Annotated in this window: 15 protein-coding genes; 1 reads left to right on the top strand and 14 read right to left on the bottom strand. The window is 69.7% G+C overall.

Translation table 11 applies throughout. The features are described 5' to 3' along the window. Nucleotides 1-146: 146 nt before the first annotated feature. The 6 genes from A6A25_RS19110 to A6A25_RS19080 all read right to left on the bottom strand — a co-directional run bounded on the left by A6A25_RS19110 (nucleotide 147) and on the right by A6A25_RS19080 (nucleotide 5,646). Nucleotides 147-1,121, bottom strand: coding sequence for a hypothetical protein (locus tag A6A25_RS19110; protein WP_143193256.1), 975 nt, complete (start codon nucleotides 1,119-1,121; stop codon nucleotides 147-149). A 95-nt stretch (nucleotides 1,122-1,216) separates the two neighbouring features. Continuing rightward, a complete protein-coding gene (locus tag A6A25_RS19105; RefSeq protein ID WP_073891941.1) occupies nucleotides 1,217-1,981 on the bottom strand; it encodes a hypothetical protein in 765 nt (254 codons plus the stop codon). 327 nt (nucleotides 1,982-2,308) lie between these two features. Then, entirely contained in the window at nucleotides 2,309-2,911 is a 603-nt protein-coding gene (locus A6A25_RS19095; RefSeq protein ID WP_083668460.1) for a YbaB/EbfC family nucleoid-associated protein, read from the bottom strand. A gap of 215 nt (nucleotides 2,912-3,126) precedes the next feature. Beyond that, nucleotides 3,127-4,152, bottom strand: a complete 1,026-nt coding sequence (locus A6A25_RS19090; protein WP_143193254.1) for a hypothetical protein — start codon at nucleotides 4,150-4,152, stop codon at nucleotides 3,127-3,129. A 348-nt stretch (nucleotides 4,153-4,500) separates the two neighbouring features. Beyond that, nucleotides 4,501-4,677, bottom strand: coding sequence for a DUF397 domain-containing protein (locus tag A6A25_RS19085; protein ID WP_073891937.1), 177 nt, complete (start codon nucleotides 4,675-4,677; stop codon nucleotides 4,501-4,503). Between the two features lie 12 nt (nucleotides 4,678-4,689). Then, nucleotides 4,690-5,646, bottom strand: a complete 957-nt coding sequence (locus tag A6A25_RS19080; protein ID WP_158073760.1) for a helix-turn-helix domain-containing protein — start codon at nucleotides 5,644-5,646, stop codon at nucleotides 4,690-4,692. Nucleotides 5,647-5,661: 15 nt separating this feature from the next. Here A6A25_RS19080 and A6A25_RS19075 point away from each other — a divergent pair, with 15 nt between their 5' ends. Further along, the gene (locus A6A25_RS19075) at nucleotides 5,662-5,961 is read left to right on the top strand and encodes a hypothetical protein (RefSeq protein WP_143193252.1); all 300 of its coding nucleotides are present in this window, start codon (nucleotides 5,662-5,664) and stop codon (nucleotides 5,959-5,961) included. Nucleotides 5,962-6,040: 79 nt separating this feature from the next. Here A6A25_RS19075 and A6A25_RS19070 read toward each other — a convergent pair whose 3' ends face one another. The 8 genes from A6A25_RS19070 to A6A25_RS19035 all read right to left on the bottom strand — a co-directional run bounded on the left by A6A25_RS19070 (nucleotide 6,041) and on the right by A6A25_RS19035 (nucleotide 18,277). Then, on the bottom strand, nucleotides 6,041-6,820 hold the full coding sequence (locus A6A25_RS19070) for an ESX secretion-associated protein EspG (RefSeq protein ID WP_073891932.1): 780 nt from the start codon (nucleotides 6,818-6,820) through the stop codon (nucleotides 6,041-6,043). Further along, nucleotides 6,817-8,109: a PPE family protein gene (locus A6A25_RS19065; protein WP_073891931.1), complete on the bottom strand. Its 1,293-nt coding sequence runs from the start codon at nucleotides 8,107-8,109 to the stop codon at nucleotides 6,817-6,819. Before A6A25_RS19065 ends, A6A25_RS19070 begins: the two co-directional genes overlap by 4 nt. A 12-nt stretch (nucleotides 8,110-8,121) precedes the next feature. Next, the gene (locus A6A25_RS19060) at nucleotides 8,122-8,685 is read right to left on the bottom strand and encodes a DUF3558 domain-containing protein (protein WP_083668459.1); all 564 of its coding nucleotides are present in this window, start codon (nucleotides 8,683-8,685) and stop codon (nucleotides 8,122-8,124) included. Between the two features lie 4 nt (nucleotides 8,686-8,689). Then, nucleotides 8,690-9,052, bottom strand: coding sequence for a PE domain-containing protein (locus A6A25_RS42295; RefSeq protein WP_158073759.1), 363 nt, complete (start codon nucleotides 9,050-9,052; stop codon nucleotides 8,690-8,692). A gap of 104 nt (nucleotides 9,053-9,156) precedes the next feature. Further along, a complete protein-coding gene (gene pglW, locus A6A25_RS19050; protein WP_073891926.1) occupies nucleotides 9,157-13,374 on the bottom strand; it encodes a BREX system serine/threonine kinase PglW in 4,218 nt (1,405 codons plus the stop codon). Nucleotides 13,375-13,464: 90 nt separating this feature from the next. After that, a complete protein-coding gene (locus A6A25_RS42290; protein WP_198932764.1) occupies nucleotides 13,465-14,871 on the bottom strand; it encodes a plasmid pRiA4b ORF-3 family protein in 1,407 nt (468 codons plus the stop codon). A 77-nt stretch (nucleotides 14,872-14,948) separates the two neighbouring features. Beyond that, nucleotides 14,949-17,060, bottom strand: coding sequence for a 3-hydroxyacyl-CoA dehydrogenase NAD-binding domain-containing protein (locus tag A6A25_RS19040; protein WP_073891925.1), 2,112 nt, complete (start codon nucleotides 17,058-17,060; stop codon nucleotides 14,949-14,951). Further along, on the bottom strand, nucleotides 17,057-18,277 hold the full coding sequence (locus tag A6A25_RS19035; protein WP_073891923.1) for a thiolase family protein: 1,221 nt from the start codon (nucleotides 18,275-18,277) through the stop codon (nucleotides 17,057-17,059). Before A6A25_RS19035 ends, A6A25_RS19040 begins: the two co-directional genes overlap by 4 nt. Between the last annotated feature and the right edge of the window lie 62 nt (nucleotides 18,278-18,339).

Here is an 18,339-nt window from a genome sequence, read left to right as displayed (position 1 = left end):
CGCCCCACCGTAGTCGGCCGGATCGCCGCCGGTCAGCCCACCCGGACCAGGCTCGCACGGCGGAGAGGGCGGCCCTGATTGTCGCTATAGGACCGAAGGCCTTCGGCGTTTCAGGTGTCACCCGTTCAGCTCAACGTCGACGTTGGTCATCGTGCGGGGATCGGCGGTGTGAACAGTCGCCGGCCGGTGAAGTACGCGACATCGGTCAGCACCCCTGGCATGACCATGAGCGACAGCACCGCCCACACAGCCGGCGAGTAGCGGACGGCCTCGCCGGTGGCCGTCGCGAGTCCGAGCACCAGGCCGACACCGGAGAACACCGTGCAGAACAGGCCGAATCCCCAGATCACGCCGAGGGACTTGCGCGTCGTCAGCGCCCCGTCCAGGTCCAGGTGCTCGCCGGTCACACACCTGCGTCCACCGCGCACAACGGTGGCCGCGACGAACACCTGCACCAGGCCGATGACCGCGAAGGCCCAGCTCTGGACGCTCAGCGCAGGGTAGAGCGGGGGGAGCTGATAACCGGTCACCACGGCGATCGTGGGTAGCAGGGCACCGGCGGTCAGCAACGCGGCGCCGAGCCGGCCGCACGCCACGCGGACCTCGCGCACCCGCGCCGCCGAGATCCACACGTGACGCTGTGGTGGCGGGTGGGGCGCGGTCGGAGCCGCCGTCACGCCCAGGTGGGCGAGAGGTGGCACCGGTGTCAGGAGCCGGCGGCCCACGAAGAACAGGACACCGCCCAGCACCGCAGGTGAAGCCAACAGGAACAGGTACGCCACGACACCGATCGTGAAGCGCACTTCCGGGTGGTACGGGTCGTCCGATTCCGCCGCGACGGTGACGAGCAGCAGCAGGCAGGAGAAGGACGAGAAGACGATGGAGGTGACCCACATCGCGGCCAACGCCCGCCGGGTCCTCCGGGCGCCGTCGACGTGGAGGTAACCGCCCCGGAGGTAGGGCCGCGCTCCGACCAGGCTCAGCGCGGAGAAGAACGCGGCGAGCACCGAGGTGCCACCGTTGATCCACACCACCTTGCCGAAGAAGTGGTAGGCGATCGGCAGGCGCAGGCCGAGCAGCACGACCGCCGTCCCGAGCACGAGGCTCAGGACGGCGAACAACCGGCCCGTCGAACCGCAGGCGGCGTGGACGTGCCGAGCGCCAGGTTCCGAGATCCACACGTGCGGCGACGGCGGCGGACCGGCCGGCGGGTGGATCACGATCCCGGCCGCCAGTCCGACCCGTCGCCATCGGTGGCGCTGGCGTCCCTCATCGCCCGGGTGTCGGGCATCACCCACTCCGAACCGAGGTCGTGGATCTTCTGCATGATCGTCGTCTGCTCGGTCTCGATGGTGTTGACCTGCGACTGCATGGCGAGCACGGCGGTAGTGAGGAGAGTGAGGGCCACACCGCAGGCCCCGCTCAGCGCGGCGATGCCCACCGGGATGCCCACCACTGAGGCCGCGGTCAAGATCGCCCCGACCGCTCCGACCCCGAAGGAGATGACGGCGAACAGCATTGTGGTTTGGAAGGCCTCGATCGCGTTCGCCAGAGCAGTGAGGGAGCTGCGCATCTGGTTGGCGATGTCCTTGACCGCGTTCAACCCGGCCGCCTGAGCGGGAACCACGGAGTGGTAGGCGCGGGCCGCGCGTCCTTCCCACTCCACAGTCGTCCGGAGCTTGTCGATCGCTACGGTGCCCGCGATGTCGCCCAGCACGTTGCCGACCTGGGCGACCCACTGCTCGCCCACCTGCTTGAGCCGGTCCGGGTCGCCCCACTGATCGATCAGGTGGCCGACGTGGTCCCAGAGTTCCGCCACCTTCTCCGCCAGCAGCCGCATGCCCTGGACGATGGGGTCGATCATGTTCTCCAGCGGGGGCGGCACCCACCTGAGGACGCTCTCGACCTGATCGAAGAACGCCTTCGCCTCCTGCTGGGCGTCCTGCCTCTTCTGCTCCACCTGCTGCGCGAGCGGGTTCACCGCACTCCCCCCTCGTTGTTGATGCGGTCCATCGCCAACCGGTTGGCTTCTTCTTCGCTCTCGTAGGTGTTCGCAGCTGCGTGCAGGCTCTCGCCAAGCCGCGGAACGCCTGGATCGCCTGGATCGCCTGGGCGAGCATGTCCTCCAGCGCGAGCCGCGCGTTGTTATACGTGCGGTGCAAACCTCGGTCGGACGCCCATTCGGACATGTCGGTGTCGGTGACCACGAGCCCACCGATCGCGGAACGAGGGTTCTCCAGGTTTTCCGAGGCCGTGACCCACAGGGCGGCGTCGGAGCGCATGGCTTCGAGCGCGACGGAGATGTCGGTCATGGCAGCAACCCCACTCGGCGTAGCAGCGTGTTCGGATCGCTCACCAGTGCGGTGAGCTCGGCGATGGCCGGGCTCTGCGGCCCTCGTGCCAGGTCAGCGGGAGCGCTGCGGGCTCGCAGTGCCCGGAGCACTTCCAGGAGTTCCTGCTCCAACTCGCTGGTGCGGGCCGTGTGGGCCCAGGCCGGGTCGACGGCGATGTCGAGCACCTGTCCGCTTTGTGCGGTGCCGCGCACGTGCCCGCCTCGGCTCTCGCCGGTCACCGGCCGGGCGACCACCTCGGTGACCTGTCGCTTGAAGTGCTCCAAGTCGGAGGTGACGGCGTCCATGAGGCGTGTCGCCTCTGCGAGCGTGATGCGCGGACCGTCCGGCGGCGGGACCGGCGGTGCGGGTGGTTCTTCGGCCACTGGCCGCTCGACCTGCTTGGCCAGTGCCTGCATGGTTGCCGCGTTCATCGCGGACGTGACGGTCGAGCCCAGTGCCCTGGGATCGACGGCCTGCTTCCACTGCGATGCCAGCGTCACCGACAGCACGTCGGCCGAGTCGTCGACCGTCACGGTCACGACGCCGCCGGAATCGCTCCCCCGCAGGACGTCGGCCACGTCGGCAGCAGCTTCCTGCGTCCGACGTGGCCGGTGGTCCTCTTCGTCACCTTCTTCGAACCCGAATGTGAATGTCTCGCCCACGTCGCCCCTGCGATCCGTAGTCACTCGGCTCCGGACTGTAGCGGGGTGGCGAGGTGCGGCGCAGGCGAACCCGGAACTACGAGCCGGCGGGCACTTCGAAGCGCGTGCCCGCTTTTGAGTGGCGGCTCTGCTCAGCGGCCGTGCCAAACCAGGCGCATGTACCGGCGGCGCTCGTCGGAAGCGTGTTCCGCAGTGAACAGGTCATCGGTGGTTCGGTAGACGCAGTCAATCCCCAGTCGGTGCAGCAGAGCGACGCCGTCGGTGTCAGGACGCTCCGGGAAGAGGGCTACGAGGCGGGTGACTGGCTCCGGGCTGTCCACCGCATAGTCGAGCAGTTGAGCGACAGCCTCGCGCACCTTCCCGTGTGTGGCCAGACTCTTCGCCTCGATGACCACGACATCCGCGTCGTCGTGGTAGTACAGGTCGGCCCGCTTGCCACTCGGCGTGACGAAACTGTGCATCTCGACGTCAGAGCGAAAAGCCTGATAGTTGGCGACCAGTCGAGCCTCGACCCGCTCGTACGCGGTCTGCCGCTCCGCGATCCGGTGCCAAACGACGTCCACGTGGGTTCGTTCGACGGGAATCACGCGGGTGTCGAGCCCGACCAAGTCGGCGGTAGCGTTGAGTCGGGCGCTCAACTCCGCCTCCACGGTGCCCGGGTTGAGGTCGAAAGCGGTGATCAGGCGCGACGACCGGGGCTCCTCGACGACGCGCTGCCCGTACACGTAGTCGCCGGCGGTGAATCCTTCGATGCCCCAGAGGTCAGCGATCGGGTAGTCGGTGAGTCGGACGTTGAGGACGCTGTACACGTTGGTGAAGCTCGAATCATTGGCGTGTTGGTTCCAGAGGAGGTCCGCCAAAGGCTCGTTGCGGAACAGATGTCCGATTTCGCCGGTTGCCTTGATCTTCTTCTCGCCGACGAACAGCACGACGCCACCAGCGCGTAGCCGTTCCATGGGCTTGTCGTGACGGGGGATCGCACCCCAGAAATGCGCCTCACCGGAAGGATGCAACTCCTCCAGCCGGGCCAAATCATCCTCGGACAGAAGCGAGCGGTAGGGCTCCCGTGTGAAGGCGATGGAACCCACGAGCGTTTCGTGGAAGCGCTTCCTCGTGTCGGGATTGCCGTAGCAAGGGGCAAGAAGAGCGAGCGTCATGGACGGTTCCCCACCGGTCGTCACCTGATCGTGTGGGGTTGACCTTAGGTCCCGGCCTTCGTGCTGTCACCATTATGGGTGAGGACGACCTTGAGTGCGCGGCTCTCGGTCGCCGCCGTCGTGGCACTTCGAGTTCTGGAAGCCGACCGCGAGATCAGGGTGGTCGTCCGGCGAACGTCCAGTCGAACTTTGATCCCGACCTGCTCGCGCAGGTCCTCATCAATCGTCAGTACCCGCCTTGCAGGTCAGTCAACAGTCGAGCGCGATCAAGGGAGGGCGACGTCACGAGGAGTCAGGTAGGGGAGCGGGGCGGGGTGGTCGGGACGGCGCGACCACCCCGCTCGCGACTCAGTTGTTCTTCAGCGAGCGCACGAAGGCTTGGAACGAGTCCGCGCTCACGCTGAATCCGCCCGCTTCCGGGCACTTCGAGTCACGCAACCCCACGGCATCCGTCCCCACCGCGACCTCGACGCAGTCGCTGTCGTTGCCACTGTGGCTGCTCTTCCGCCACGTCGACGCGATCACCCGCGCTCCACCTCACTCCTGATCAAGGTCGTGCGCGATGGACGTCATCAACCGGACCGAGTCCTCCTCGTCCAGCGCCACGGCCGCCAGCTTCTCCGCCGTCAGCCTATAGAGCGCGACCCGCGCGGGATCATCCAAGAACAGGCCCGTCGTGCGGTCCTCGATGTGGACGATCGGCTTGTCGTTGGCGAAGTCGAGGATGACGAACTGGCCGAGCAGACCGGCATGGCCGACCACGCTCGACGGGATGACGCGGATGGTGACGTTCGAGCGGTCGGTCAGGTCGATGAGGTGCCTGAGCTGCCGCGCCATCACTTTCGGGCCGCCGATGGGAAGTCGCAGCGCCGCTTCGGTCAGGATCAGGTTCAGCTCCGGCGGCCTGCGGCGAGCCAAGATGGCTTGTCGGGCCATGCGGCGGCCGACGCGGACCTCGATGCTCGGCTCTTCCTCGTCGACCTGGATGGCCGAGATGATCGCGTAGGCGTACTCGGGGGTCTGCGCAAGACCGGGGATCAGCATCAACTGGAAACTTGTTATGACGGTCGCCCGGGTCTCGAAGTTCATGTACGTCCGGCTCTGCACGGTCGGATTGCTGGCCTCGACCAGCCCCGAGCCGTCGCCACCGCGTGCCCGGTCCAGCAGGCGGTTGCGCTCCGGGCCGATCACGCCGATGACGGCCAGGATCGCGGAGACCTCCTCTGCCGTCGGTTCGCGCTTGCCGTTCTCCAACCGGCTGATGGTGCTCGCCGAGACGCCGAGCCCGTCGCCCACGTCTTGCAGCGTGAGCTTGGCGGCGGTGCGAAGACGTTCGAGTTCGAAGCCGATTCCCCTGGTGGTGACACCGGCCATGGGTTTTGCCACGATGTTCTCCTTGCGAGGTGTGCAAACATCGAAGCAGAAAAGTGCTCTGAGCTGGGAAAAGTCACCCGATCGAACGACCCTTTCTCCTTGCTGAGCGTATCGTTCCACTGCAATCCTCGCCGCATGACCACTGTTGAGGAAGATCGAGTGCTACGGCGGCACCTGGCGGCCGTCCTGGTCGGCGTGCTCTACAACTCTGACCGGAAGTCGTTGCAGATGGCTCGGGCGGAGACGCATCGATTGGTCGGCGCGGTGACCACGTGCCTGGGCACGCACCCGCTCGACAAGGCCGGCCGATGCACTGTGTGCGAGTCGTCGGAGTGTGTGCTGCGCAGCGATCTCCGGCTGGCCCTGATGCCGTTCGACGGTGTCGGCGAGGAGAGCGTCCTCGACATCGCCGGGATCGAGCGGAAGAAGCTGTGACGCCGGAGAAACCCGTCGAGGACATGACGATGGCGGAGCTCCTGACCAACCAGGTCGATCAGGAGTCCGTCGAGTCCGATCAGCCGGTCACACCCAGCAGCTCCGACACGGCGTGAACGAGCGGCTGCGGGTCGGCCGGGCTCAGGGTGGACCACTCCCGCCCGTCGCCGGACGGCCGGCGAGTGAACTGCCACCGCCCTTCCGTGGTGTCGTAGAACGACACCGCGTAGGGGCCGCGCTTCCTCGGCCCCGGCCGGCCGTGCAGGGTCGGCCGGACCGCCGCGCCGAACTGGCCCATGCGCACGACGTTGCCGAGCACCGAGCCGACCTTCTGCGCGTCGGACCGGTGCAGGCCCGCGTCCCGCAGGGCGTTCTCCAGGCGGGTGGCGGATTCACCTGCGGCAGCCGCCGCACGTTCCAGGTCGGCGGCGAGGAGGCTGATCGACCGGGAGCGGGGCGTCGGGTGCGGGGGCAGCAGCGACACCATCGACGCGGCGAGCGCGGTTTCGTCTATGCGGCCCACCGTCAACGCCTCCGCGGTCAGGACGGCCGACACGGCGTGCCCGCGCCGGGCCGCCGCGACAGCCCTGACCCGCGGGCCGGAGTCCAGCCGCAGCCGGGCGTCGACCTCGCGTTCGGGGCGGGCCAACAGCTCCAGCGAGCCGGCGAGGCGGGCGTCCAGCTCACCCCGATCGGCCAGGCCGCGTGCCTCCAGCGAGCGCCACGCGTCGTTGAACAGCGCGCGGCGCTCGTCCATCGTCGCGCCGTGGGAGGGGATCGTCAGGATCGTCGGGTATTCGCCCAGCTTCAGGTGGTCCCAGCACAGCTCGAACTCCAGCCGGGACAACGTGACTCTCACTGGCGGTCGTCCCCGATCACCGGAGGCGCCACCAACGGACCGGAGTCGACGCCCCACACGTCTTCCAGTTCCTCCAGGTAGGGCGCGGCCTTGTGCTCGATGTCGTCCTCGCCCTGGCCGCCCTGCGGTGCGCCGGCCATGCCGCCCATCATCGGGCTGCCCGCCGCGCCCCTCGCGCCGGGCGTGCCCTGGGCGGCGGCGCGGGTGGCGTGCTGGTCGCCGGCGACGCTGGAGGAGGAGCCGGGGCCGAACGGCTGGCCGCCGTGACCGGGCATCCCCGGCTGGCCGGGCAGACCGCCGCCGAACCGGGGCGCGCCGCCGGGAGCGCCGGTCGGACCGCCGCCGAAGCCCCTCGGCACGCCCTGGCCGGGCCCTTGACCGGGAGGGTTGCCGCCGGACGGGTTGCGCCGGTCGTAGGGGTTGGGGAGCGGGTTCGGTCGGATCATGCCGGGCGGAGGCACCGCGAGCGGTGGCTGCGGCGGTGCGGGCGTGTAGGGCGGGGGAGCGATCGGCGTGGGCGTGGGGCGTGGGGCGAGGTCCTGCGGTGTCCCGACTCCCGAGGTGTTGGTGTCGCCGCCGATGGGAGCGACGACCGGAGGAGGGCTCACCGGCTGCTGTTGCGGTGTCGACGTGGTCCGACTCGGGTCAGTGGAGGCGGGCGTGCTCCACTGGCCGTCGGAGAACCGCTGCGAGTACTGGCGCTGTGCCTCGGACTGCTCGAACTGGGGCTCGGCGACCTGAGTGGTGATCTGCGGCGGCGGCGCGAACGTGCCCAGGCTGTTCACGGCCGAGGACGCGCCGTCGCGGTAGCCGTTCATCACCCGGACCGCTTCGCGCTTGGCGTCGTTCGCCTGCTGCTCCTGGACGTCCTGGTCGGTCTGGCCGCCGACCAGGTGCGTGAAACCGGCCGGGATGCCGAGGAAGTCGTCGTTCGCGGTGGAGGTGACCTGCACCGGCTCGGGCATCGTCGTCTTCGCGCCGCTGTAGTAGGAGGTCTGTGCGGAGAACGAGTCGTGCGTCTCGACGCCGGCGACACGGGCGTCCTCGGCCCACTGCACCAGCGGAGCCGTGCTGCCCGCGAACTGCTCACCCGCCGCGCCGACCCAGACCGCCCCCGCGTCCCGGACCGCCGACTCCAACTCGCTCTTCGCGTTGCCCATCACCGCGCGGAAGCTGTTCCACGCGTCGTCCACGGCTTGGGCGGCCGAGTGGCCCGGACCGCCGTGAATCTTGTCGTAGAGCTGCTGGTGCGACTGCGCGTCGAAGTTGTGGTTACCTATCCCGCTCAACGTTGTTCCCCCTTACTTCAACAAGTTCTGCATGGCCGCTTCCGCGAGCTTCCGTGCCCCGTCACACGGCTCGGGAAAGCGATCTTCGAAACCGAGGCCAACTGAAAAGGCCACCGCGAGGTACTGGTCGTCCGCAGTGTCGATCATGAGGTCACAGCGGTCGGGGCTGTTCGGGATCGGAACCGTGATGGCAGGGAAGCCAGCGACCGGATCGACTTCCTCAGGTTGTCCGGTGCGTTTGCCGTCGGTCCAGGTTTCGATTCCCTCGTGGAGCACTGGGACTAGGATGTTCGATGCGCCTGTCACGGTCCAAGTGCATCCGGTGGCCTTTAGCGCACTGACTTCCAAAGGACGGCCTGCGCGATCGATCTTCAGGGCCGCAAGCTGCTCGGACCTGAGGAGACTGCACGGCTCTTTGCCGTCCAACGTGACGGGTTGGGGACGTGTGACGGCTGCCGCCGTCGTGGTGACCGGCGCACTGACCGTGGTCGTCGTCTGCGGGGTCGCTGTGCCTCCGGTGCTGCACGCGCCGGTCATGAGAAGTACACAGGCCACCGCCAGCAGGGTTGTGCGCATCGCTTCAGAGGCCCCCGGTCTGCTGGATATTGGTCTTGTTCGTGTCTTCCGCCAAACCGTAGGTGCGTGCGGCCTGGTCGAGTTGTTCGATGTTCAGGTTCAGCTCTCTGATGAAGTGCCTGGCTACTTCGATAGCGGTGTCCGCGTTCTCGCGGAAGACCGAGGCGGCGTCCTCGGACACATCGTCCTCGGCCAGCGGGCTTCCGAGGAGGTTGTACCCCTCAAGGTCCACGAAGGCCTGGATGGTGTCGCGGACGGCTTCGTAGCGGGCCTTCAGTGCCAGGATTTGGCCCGGCTCGACCTGCATGGTGACCGGTCCGGCGGGTGCCGGTGCGCCGGCTCCGCCACCACTTGCCATGAACGGCATGAGTCTCCCCTTCTCCTGCCTTGACCACGGTCTGCAGGTGAGACGTCGCTCTCCGTGTCCAGGTTCCCACATGGCGCAGCCGCCGAGCGGTGGAACCGGGCAACTCAGCCCACGAGCGACTGAAGTATCCCGGCAGGGGGCCACGGAGACCGGGCGATGATCCATTCTTCCGGCGTGTTCACTCGGATGAAGTAGTCGTTGATGCGAGGAACCGTCGTCTCATCGCCGGCCGGACACAGCAGCACCAAGGCATTGGGGCCGGCCGGCCCGTCGCTGACCGCACCGTACCGGGCTCGCTTGGCGAGGCGGTCCAGCAGCGCCTGTCCGGCCGGGTATCGCCCGAGTGGGGTAAGGCTGTCCAGTGCCAACACGGGCTGTCGCGTCCACTCCCGCTCCAGCGCTGCGCACGCCTGCTCCACCACCCGGTGCAGGTTCAGTTGGTCCCTGCTGCCGGGGTCGGCGGCGTCGGCGCGGAGCACGCGGTCGAAGTCGGGGATGCGGTGCTCCCTGGCGACGTTGCGCAAAGCGGCCACGAACGCGGCCGTCACGTCCACCACCGGCACGCCCAGCGCGGCCTCCACCGCGGCCCGCGCCTGCGCCCAGCGCTTGCGGCGCACGGTGATGATCCGCACGCCGCCGCGCTGCGCCGCATCCACCAAGCGGGCATCCACGTCGCTGGCGGCGGTGCCGGAGACGATCGGGTGGTGGCTCAGCGACCCCGTCGAGGACGGCACCCGTGTCACGCCGGTCGTCTCGGGTGTGCGCGGGCGGTAGAGTTCGCCGTCCCAGGTCACCGGGAACCCGGCCTCGGTCAGCAATTCCGCCAGTTCCCGGCCGGTCGGCAGGCGGTCGAGGCCGGGGAACCGGTTGTCCAGCCGCTGCTGCACGCCGTCGGCGGTCAGGCCGCCCTCGGGCATCCCCGCGCCCGCCTGCGCCAGCCGGAGCGCCCGCACCGGGGGCAGACTCCGCGGGTACAGCTCCAGGCGGAGGTTGGCCAGCACCGTGCCCGAGCCCGCTGCCGCCAGCCTGACCAGGCGCTTCTCGTCGAACACCTCACCGGTCCGCTCCGCGCAGGCCGCCAGCTCGCGCACCACGGCGGTCGGGGTCGGCAGCGGGTCCTGGGCGGCCAGCTCACCAGCCTTGTCGGCCAACCGCTCGGCCAGGTCCAGCAACGACTCGTCGGACGGCGTGTCCACCGGGTCGCCCGAGCCGACCTGCAGCGCCAGCAACACCCGCTCGTGGTGGCGGCGCAACGACAACCGCGGCTCGTCGCGCTGCCAGTCCGCCTCGTAGGCGGCGCGCAGCACCGCGTAGGCGTAGGCCATGCGCACCGCGTGCGACTCCACGTCCGAGCAGCCGTGCTGGGCCAGCAGGTGCTCGGCCAACTCCTCGGCGGCGGCGACCCGGCGGAACGACACCAGCGTGTCGATCACCTCGCTGAGCACGGTGTCGAGCACGTCGAGGTTCGACCACGCCCGGCGACGCGCGGATAGAACCTGGCTGATCCGCCCCTGGGTGAGGTTGGTGTCCTTGGCGACCACGACGCTCGTGGGCCACCGGGTCTCCGGCAGCACGCCGTTCTCGTCGGGCAGACCGAGGAGCAGGCGGCTGATCGCGGCCTGGGTGTCGTTGCGGCGCTTGGCCTTCGGCAGGAGCGTCGCGACGATCGCGTCCAGCGGCAGGCGCGAGCCGGTGACGTCGGACGGCAGGTGTCCAGTCGTGATCAGGCCTGGCTCGGTCACGAGCCTGGTCCGCCACGCGGCGATGCGGTCGAGCAACTCGGTCCGCGTCTTGCGGCTCAGCCCACGGGCCTTGCGCACGTCGTTGATCCGCAGGTCGAGCAGGTCACCGACGGTGTCGGCCCCGAGCCGGTTCGCCACCGCGACTGCCCGCAGCGTCAGGCCGGCCGCGTTGAGCGCGGTGCCCAAGGTCGCCCGCTCGGCCGCTTCCTCGCGCAACTCCTCCGGGTCTTCGGAACCCGAGGATGACACAGCCGCCGGTGCGGTCTCGTCCAGCGCGGTGAACACCCGCTGCCACGCCTCGCGCATCTGTGCGGCGGAGGCGAACCGCTTGTCGGCGTCACGGTGCAGCGCCTTGCCGAAGAACTCGCGCAACGGCTCCCGCAGCCCGGCCTCGAACAGCTCGGACGCCAGCGTCACCGGCTCGTTGTGGAACCGGGGGTTCGTGCCGTCCTCACCCCACGACGGCAACTCCAGGCTGGCCATCTCGTGCAGCGTCACGGCCGCCGCGTAGCGCTCGGCGTGCAGGTCGTACACCGGACGGCGGTCGCTGCCCAGGAACGGGTCGATGTACCCGCGGGTGCCCGCGGTCACGTCGTTGAGCGGGGTGCCGGCCAGCGAGAAGTCGAACAGCACCAGTCCCTGCCCGTACTTCGGGTGGCTGCGCAGGCCCAGGTTGTCCGGCTTGATGTCGCGGTGCAGCACGCCCTTGCGCTCCAGGTAGGACAGGGCGTCGAGCAGCTGGTCGCCCAGGAGCTGGAGCTTGTCGGGCAGCAGCGCGCCCTCGTCGCGCAGGATGTGGGCCAGCGACCGGTCGCCCGCGTAGTCGATCTCGATCGCATGCCTGCTGCCCAGCGGGAACAGGCTGCGCCTGCGCACGACGATGTGCTCGTGCCGCAAGTCCTCCAAGGCTGCGGCCTCGTCGGCGAGCCGGTCCACCGCGTCGGCGGACCGCGAAACCTTCAGGACCGTGTCGGTGTTGTCGTGCTCGACCAGGAACGCCCGCGCGGTGGCACCGGTGCCCAGGACACGCTGCACCACGTAGTCGGAGTCGGCGAGCCGCTCGCCAGACGCCGCGTCCCAGGGGTCGACGCGGTCGCCGACAGGCTCGCCGAACCGCTGGAACGCGGTCAACTCCTCCACGAACTGCTCGACGTCGGCGAACCGGTCCCGGACCACCGGGTCGGTGGCCAGCGCGACCACCGCGTCGAGGTCGTCGGGGATGCTGTCGTCCACCGCTCGCGGGTGCAGGCCGCCGTGCCGGGCCAGCTGGTCGAGCAGTTCGGAACGGGTGCCGGCGGGCGGCTGGCCGGTCAGCACCAGGTAGGCGATCGCGCCGACGCCGAACACGTCGATGGCGACGGTGCCGTCCGGGTCGTCGGTGAAGTCCGGTGCCAGGTACGGCGCGGCGGCGGCCTCAACGTGGGCGACCGCGCCCGTGCTGGGCCGCAGCCGGTGCACCGTCGAGGAGCCCGACAGGCCGCGTGCCGCCACCTGCCACTCGCCCACCTGCAACTGCGGTTTCGTCCAGTCGCCCGCGGTCGGCAGGACGATCACCGCGCGGGGCGACAGGGCACGGTGCACCAGCCGCCGCTCGTGCGCGTAGTGCACCGCTTCGGCGAGCTGGCGCACCATGTCCAACCGGGTGGGCAGGTCAAGGTCGGCGTGGTGTTGGGCCATGTAGTGGTCGAGCCGCAGCGCCTCCTTGGGCTGCTCGATCAGCAGCGCGGGACCCGCCTCGTGGTCGACCAGGTCCACCGGGCCGAGTAAACCGGGGTGGCGGATGCCCTGGCAGGCGCGGAACTCGCGCTCGGCGGCGGCGCGGATGGAACGCTGCTTGTCCGAGTCGCCTTCGCGTTCGTAGAGGTAGATCCGGACCCTGCGGTACTCGTCGGGCATGTCCTCGCGGGACGCGTGGTGGTCCTGCCACGTGGGCCCAGTGTCGTACGGGCTGGGCTCGATCTGCCACGGCCCGACCGTGATGCTGCGCCGGGTCGGGTGGATGCCCACCCGCTGCAGCAGGCGCGGCAGCGCGCGGAAGAAGTCCGGGCTCAGCGGCGTCCGGCTGATCGGGCCGGTGAGCAGGTCGGAACCGATCTTGGGCAGCGTCTTGCCGCCTTCGGGACCGTAGACGCCGTGGCGCTGGGAGTCGTCGAGCCGGACTTCCAGCCCGGGCTCGGACAGGAACACCGCGGCCGACAGGTACGGAATGGCGAGCCGATCCTGCCGCGCGGCCTGGACGAGCAGGGCTTTCAGCTCCTTGGCCTTCTGGTCCGCGAGCGGCAGCGGGTTGTCGAACGTGCGCGGGTGGCGGCTGTTCGGTCGGTGCTGCACCCACGTGGCGTGTCGGTTCTCCAACCGGCCCTTCAGGCTCTTGATCTCGACCAGGTACAGGCCGCCAGGGGTGGCGACCAGCAGGTCGACCTCACGGATGTGCCCGTGGGAGGAGATGAAGGTGAAGTTCGACCACGCCTCGTACGGGTGCCGGTCGGGCAGCAGCTCGCGCACCTGCCGCAGCGCCGCCCGCTCCCGCCGGAACGCGGACTGCGTGATCTCGTGCCACCTGCTCGACTGCTCGTCCACCCCGCACCCTTCGACTCGACGCCCCATCATCCTCGATCGCGCGACCGGCGGGCACGTGTTACCCGCCGGACCGGCACGACGGAGTGAACGTCATGGCTTGATCGGCACCTTCGCCTGGCGCGAGAGGTAGTCGTTCACCTCGTCGGCGTCGAAGGCGGCCGGGTCGAAGTCGGTGGCGGAGTCCAGGTCCAGCCACTCCAGTCGCTCCGCGTGCTCTGGGTGCTTCGGGTCGGCCAGCACGTCGCACAGGTGCGCGTAGCCCCAGATGCCGCCGCTGTCCTCCGGCGGTGCGGCACGGCGGCCGGTGAGGCAGCGGGGGTAGGCGACACCCGGCTCGGCCTGCACGACGTCCTCCACCACGATGTCGTGGTCCCAGGCGTCCCCGAAGTCGTACAGGTAGCCGATGCGGTCCTTGGGGTCGCGCGCCACGTCGGCCAAGGTCACGGTGGCAGCGTCGCCGTGGCCCAGATCCTGGTCGGGCATCCCGTACTCGCCCTGCGGCGTGTCGAAGACCCAGAGGTGGTAGTCCTCCCAGCCGAACAAGTCCTGGATGGTCTGGTGCAGTCGCACCAGCGGCGTGGACGACAGCACCTCCACCCGGCGCCAGATCGGCGGCTTCGACCCGCGCAGGGTGACCTTCAGCCGGTGCACGCTGGTGTCGAGAGCGGTCGGCGGCGCCTCCGGGAGCAGTTCCAGCCGCTGCTCCAACAGTGCCAGGGTCCTCGTCACGTCCTCCACCTGATCCGGCTCGACCGGGCACGGCTCGCGTTCGAGCGCGTCCGCCGCGATCCTGCGCGCCTGTTCGGGCGTGTACTCGCGAAACGGGAAGCCCAGCTCCGCGGCCGCGTGGGCGTACCCGGCCCGGATCCTCTTGGGCTGGTCGCTGACGAAGCAGTCCTTGAGGCCGCCGAGGTCGTGGTCGATCAACAGGACGAGGACGTGCGACTTGCGGCCGTACGAGAACGTCAGCGCCAACCCCTCTTGAGCGCCGCGCGGGTCCGCGTAGCCGAAGCAAGCGTCAACGGTCGGCTTGCCCACTGTCCTCGCCCACTTCGGGTCGCGCAGCCCGCTCGCGACGAGGCGGTCGGCGGCCTGGGACGCGATCGGCCGCACCTCCGGCGGCGCGAGCACCGCGAACGCCCTGGCCAGCGCGAGGGCTTCCGGCCTGCCCGTGGCCTCCGCGTCGGAGATCATGGCGGCCACCATGTCCGGGAAGTCCTCCGGATCGGTGCTCTCGGCCATCGCGCCCAGGAACTCGGAAGCGGCCAGTTCGGCGTCCAGCGGTCCGCGATCCGGCTCCAGCAGCGGTGAGAAGCCGTCGAGGAACGCCATCGCCAGTTCGGCCACCGGCTGCACGAAACCGGCGGTGGTCAGGCGCTCCAACGCGTCGGGCACGTCACGAGCGGCGTCGACCAGCCGCAGCACCTCATCGGGGGCTCCTTGGTCAGCGAGCATCGCGCGGAGGTCGGACAGAGTGGGCTCGACATCGTTCGACACCCACATCATCGTGCCACCCACGCGAAAAGCACCGCGCCCCGGCTGCGGGAGCAACCGGGGCGCGGGGGTCTGGTGGGTCAGGCAGGCACGGAGGCGATGCCGGGCGCGAGGAAGCGCTTGCCCGTCACCTTCTCCGAGATGCCCGAACGGTCCAGGTAGGGGGTGATGCCGCCCAGCCAGAACGGCCAGCCGGCGCCCAGGATCATGCACAGGTCGATGTCCTGCGCCTCCGCCACCACGCCCTCGTCGAGCATGATCCGGATCTCCTCGGCCAACGCCTCCAGCGCACGCGCGAAGACCTCGTCACCGGTCAGTGGCTGGTCGCCGAACGACCACAGCGCCTGCACCTCGGGGTCGACGGTCTGCTTGCCCGTCGAGTCCCACTGGTACACAGCGGTCTTGCCGGCGGCCACGAACTTCTTCATGTTCTCCGACACGCCGAAGCGGTCGGGGAAGGCCGCGTGCATGGTCTCGGCCACGTGCAGCGCCACGGCGGGGCCGACGAGCTGCAGCAGGATCAGCGGCGACATCGGCAGGCCCAGTGGCTCGGTGGCCTTGTCCGCCACCTCGAACGGGGTGCCCTCGTCGATCGACTTCACGACCTCGCCCATGAACCGCGTCAGCAGCCGGTTCACCACGAACGCGGGCGCGTCCTTCACCAGCACCGAGGACTTCTTCAGCTGCTTGCCCACCGCGAACGCGGTCGCCAGCGTCGCGTCGTCGGTCTGCCCGGCCCGCACGATCTCGAGCAGCGGCATGATCGCGACCGGGTTGAAGAAGTGGAAGCCCACGACCCGCTCGGGGTGCTTGAGGCCCGACGCCATCTCGGTGATCGACAGCGACGACGTGTTGGTCGCCAGCACCGCCTCGGCCGAGACGAACTCCTCGACCTCGGCGAACACCTTCTGCTTCACGCCCAGGTCCTCGAACACGGCCTCGATGACGAAGTCCGCGTCCGAGAACGCCGCCTTGTCCAGGGATCCGGTCACCAGCGCCTTGAGCCGGTTCGCCTTGTCCGCCGACACCCGCCCCTTGCCGAGCAGCTTGTCGACCTCGGCGTGCACGTACCCGACGCCCTTGTCCACCCGCGCCTGGTCGATGTCGGTGAGCACCACCGGCACCTCCAGCCGCCGCGCGAACAGCAGCGCCATCTGCGACGCCATCAGGCCCGCGCCGACGATGCCGACCTTGGTGACCTTGCGCGCCAACGACTTGTCCGGCGCACCCGCCGGCCGCTTGGCCCGCTTCTGCACCAGGTTGAACGAGTACAGCCCGGCCCGCAGCTCGTCGCTCATCACGACGTCCGCCAGCGCCTCGGTCTCCGCCGCGTACCCGGCGTCCAAGTCGTTGGCACGGGCCAGCTCCAGCAGCTCCAGAGCCTTCAGCGCACCCGGTGCCGCACCCTTGGTCTTGCCCTCGACGATCGCGCGGGCCCGCGCCACGGCGGCGTCCCAGCCCGCACCGCGGTCGATCTCACGGCGAGCCGGCACGACATCGCCGCGCACCACGGAAGACAGCCACAGCAGCGACTGCTCCAGGTAGTCCGCCGAGTCGAACAGCACGTCCGCGATGCCCAGGTCCAGCGCCTGCTTGGGGTTGAGCATCTTGTTCTGGTTCAACGCGTTCTCGAAGATCACGGTGACCGCGTCGTTCGGGCCGATCAGGTTCGGCAGCAGCTGCGTGCCGCCCCAACCCGGGAACAGGCCGAGGAACACCTCGGGCAGCGCGATGGCCGCCGCGTTGGACGCCAGCGTCCGGTAGTGGCACGACAGCGCCAGCTCCAGGCCGCCGCCCATCACCGCGCCGTTGACGAACGCGAAGGTCGGCACCTTCGACTCGGTGAACTTGCGGAACACGTCGTGCCCGAGCCGGCCGATCGTCACGGCCTGCTCGCGCCGCGACGCGCCCTCGACGGCCGTCAGGTCCGCGCCCACGGCGAACACGAACGGCTTGCCGGTCACCGCGATCGCGACCGGGGACGCCGCCGCGGCCTCGTCGAACGCGGCACTCAGGCTCACCAGCGACTGCGGGCCGAACGTGGACGGCCGGGTGTGGTCGTGGCCGTTGTCGATGGTGATGAGGGCGACCTGGCCGTCCAGGCCCGGCACCGTGACGAGCTTGGTGCGGGCGTGGGTCACGACCTCGTCGGGGAACAGGGCCTTGGCCTCGTCAGCGGTCAACGCGGTCACTTCGACTCTCCGTTCCAGTGCGGGTTCTCCCAGATGACGGTCCCGCCCATGCCGATGCCGATGCACATGGTGGTGATGCCGTAGCGCACGTCGGGGCGCTCGGCGAACTGCCGCGACAACTGGGTCATCAAGCGCACGCCCGAGGACGCCAGCGGGTGGCCGGTGGCGATCGCGCCACCCCACTGGTTGACCCGCGGGTCGTCGTCGGCGATGCCGAAGTGGTCGAGGAAGGCGAGCACCTGCACGGCGAACGCCTCGTTGATCTCGAACAGGCCGATGTCGTCGATGGTCAGGCCCGCGCGCTTGAGGGCCTTCTCCGTCGCCGGGACCGGGCCGATGCCCATGACCTCGGGCTCGACGCCCAGGAACGAGTAGCCGACCAGCCTCATGCCGACCGGCAGGCCCAGCTCGCGCGCGGTCTCCTCCTCGGCCAGGATGCAGCCGGTCGCGCCGTCGTTCAGGCCCGCCGCGTTGCCCGCGGTGACCCGGCCGTGCGGGCGGAACGGCGTCTTCAGCTTGGCCAGGTCCTCGACCGTGGTGCCGGGACGGGGCGGCTCGTCGGCCGTGGCCAGGTCCCAGCCGTGCTCCGCCGAACGGGTCGCGACCGGCACCAGCTCCGGGCCGATCTTGCCGTTCTTCACCGCGTCGGCGTACTTGGCCTGCGACGCCGCCGCGTACGCGTCCGTGCGCTCCTTGGTGATGTGCGGGAACCGGTCGTGCAGGTTCTCCGCCGTCGAGCCCATGACGAGCGCGGACGGGTCCACGATCTTGTCGGACAGGAACCGCGGGTTCGGGTCGACGCCCTCGCCCATCGGGTGGCGGCCCATGTGCTCGACACCGCCCGCGATCACCACGTCGTACGCGCCGAACGCGATGCCGCTGGCCGACGTCGTCACGGCCGTCATCGCACCCGCGCACATGCGGTCGATGGCGTAGCCGGGCACCGACTTGGGCAGGCCCGCCAGCAGCGCCGCGGTGCGGCCGATGGTCAGGCCCTGGTCGCCGATCTGCGTGGTGGCGGCGATGGCCACCTCGTCGACCCGCTCCGGCGGCAGTTCGGGGTGGCGGCGCAGCAGCTCGCGGATCACCTTGACGACCAGGTCGTCGGCACGGGTCTCCGCGAAGATTCCCTTGGGGCCGGCCTTGCCGAACGGCGTGCGCACGCCGTCCACGAAGACCACGTTTCGAACGCGTGCCGGCGCTACTGGTGCGGCCACGGCGTCTCCTCCGCTTGTGGTGACGATTCGCCCGAGCGGTCGGGCGCGACTCCTACCGATCG

Source organism: Saccharothrix sp. CB00851, from assembly GCF_001905065.1.
In the GTDB taxonomy this organism is placed as follows: domain Bacteria; phylum Actinomycetota; class Actinomycetes; order Mycobacteriales; family Pseudonocardiaceae; genus Actinosynnema.
Note: the sequence above shows the minus strand (reverse complement) of the source record. Positions and strands in the feature narration are given on the sequence as shown.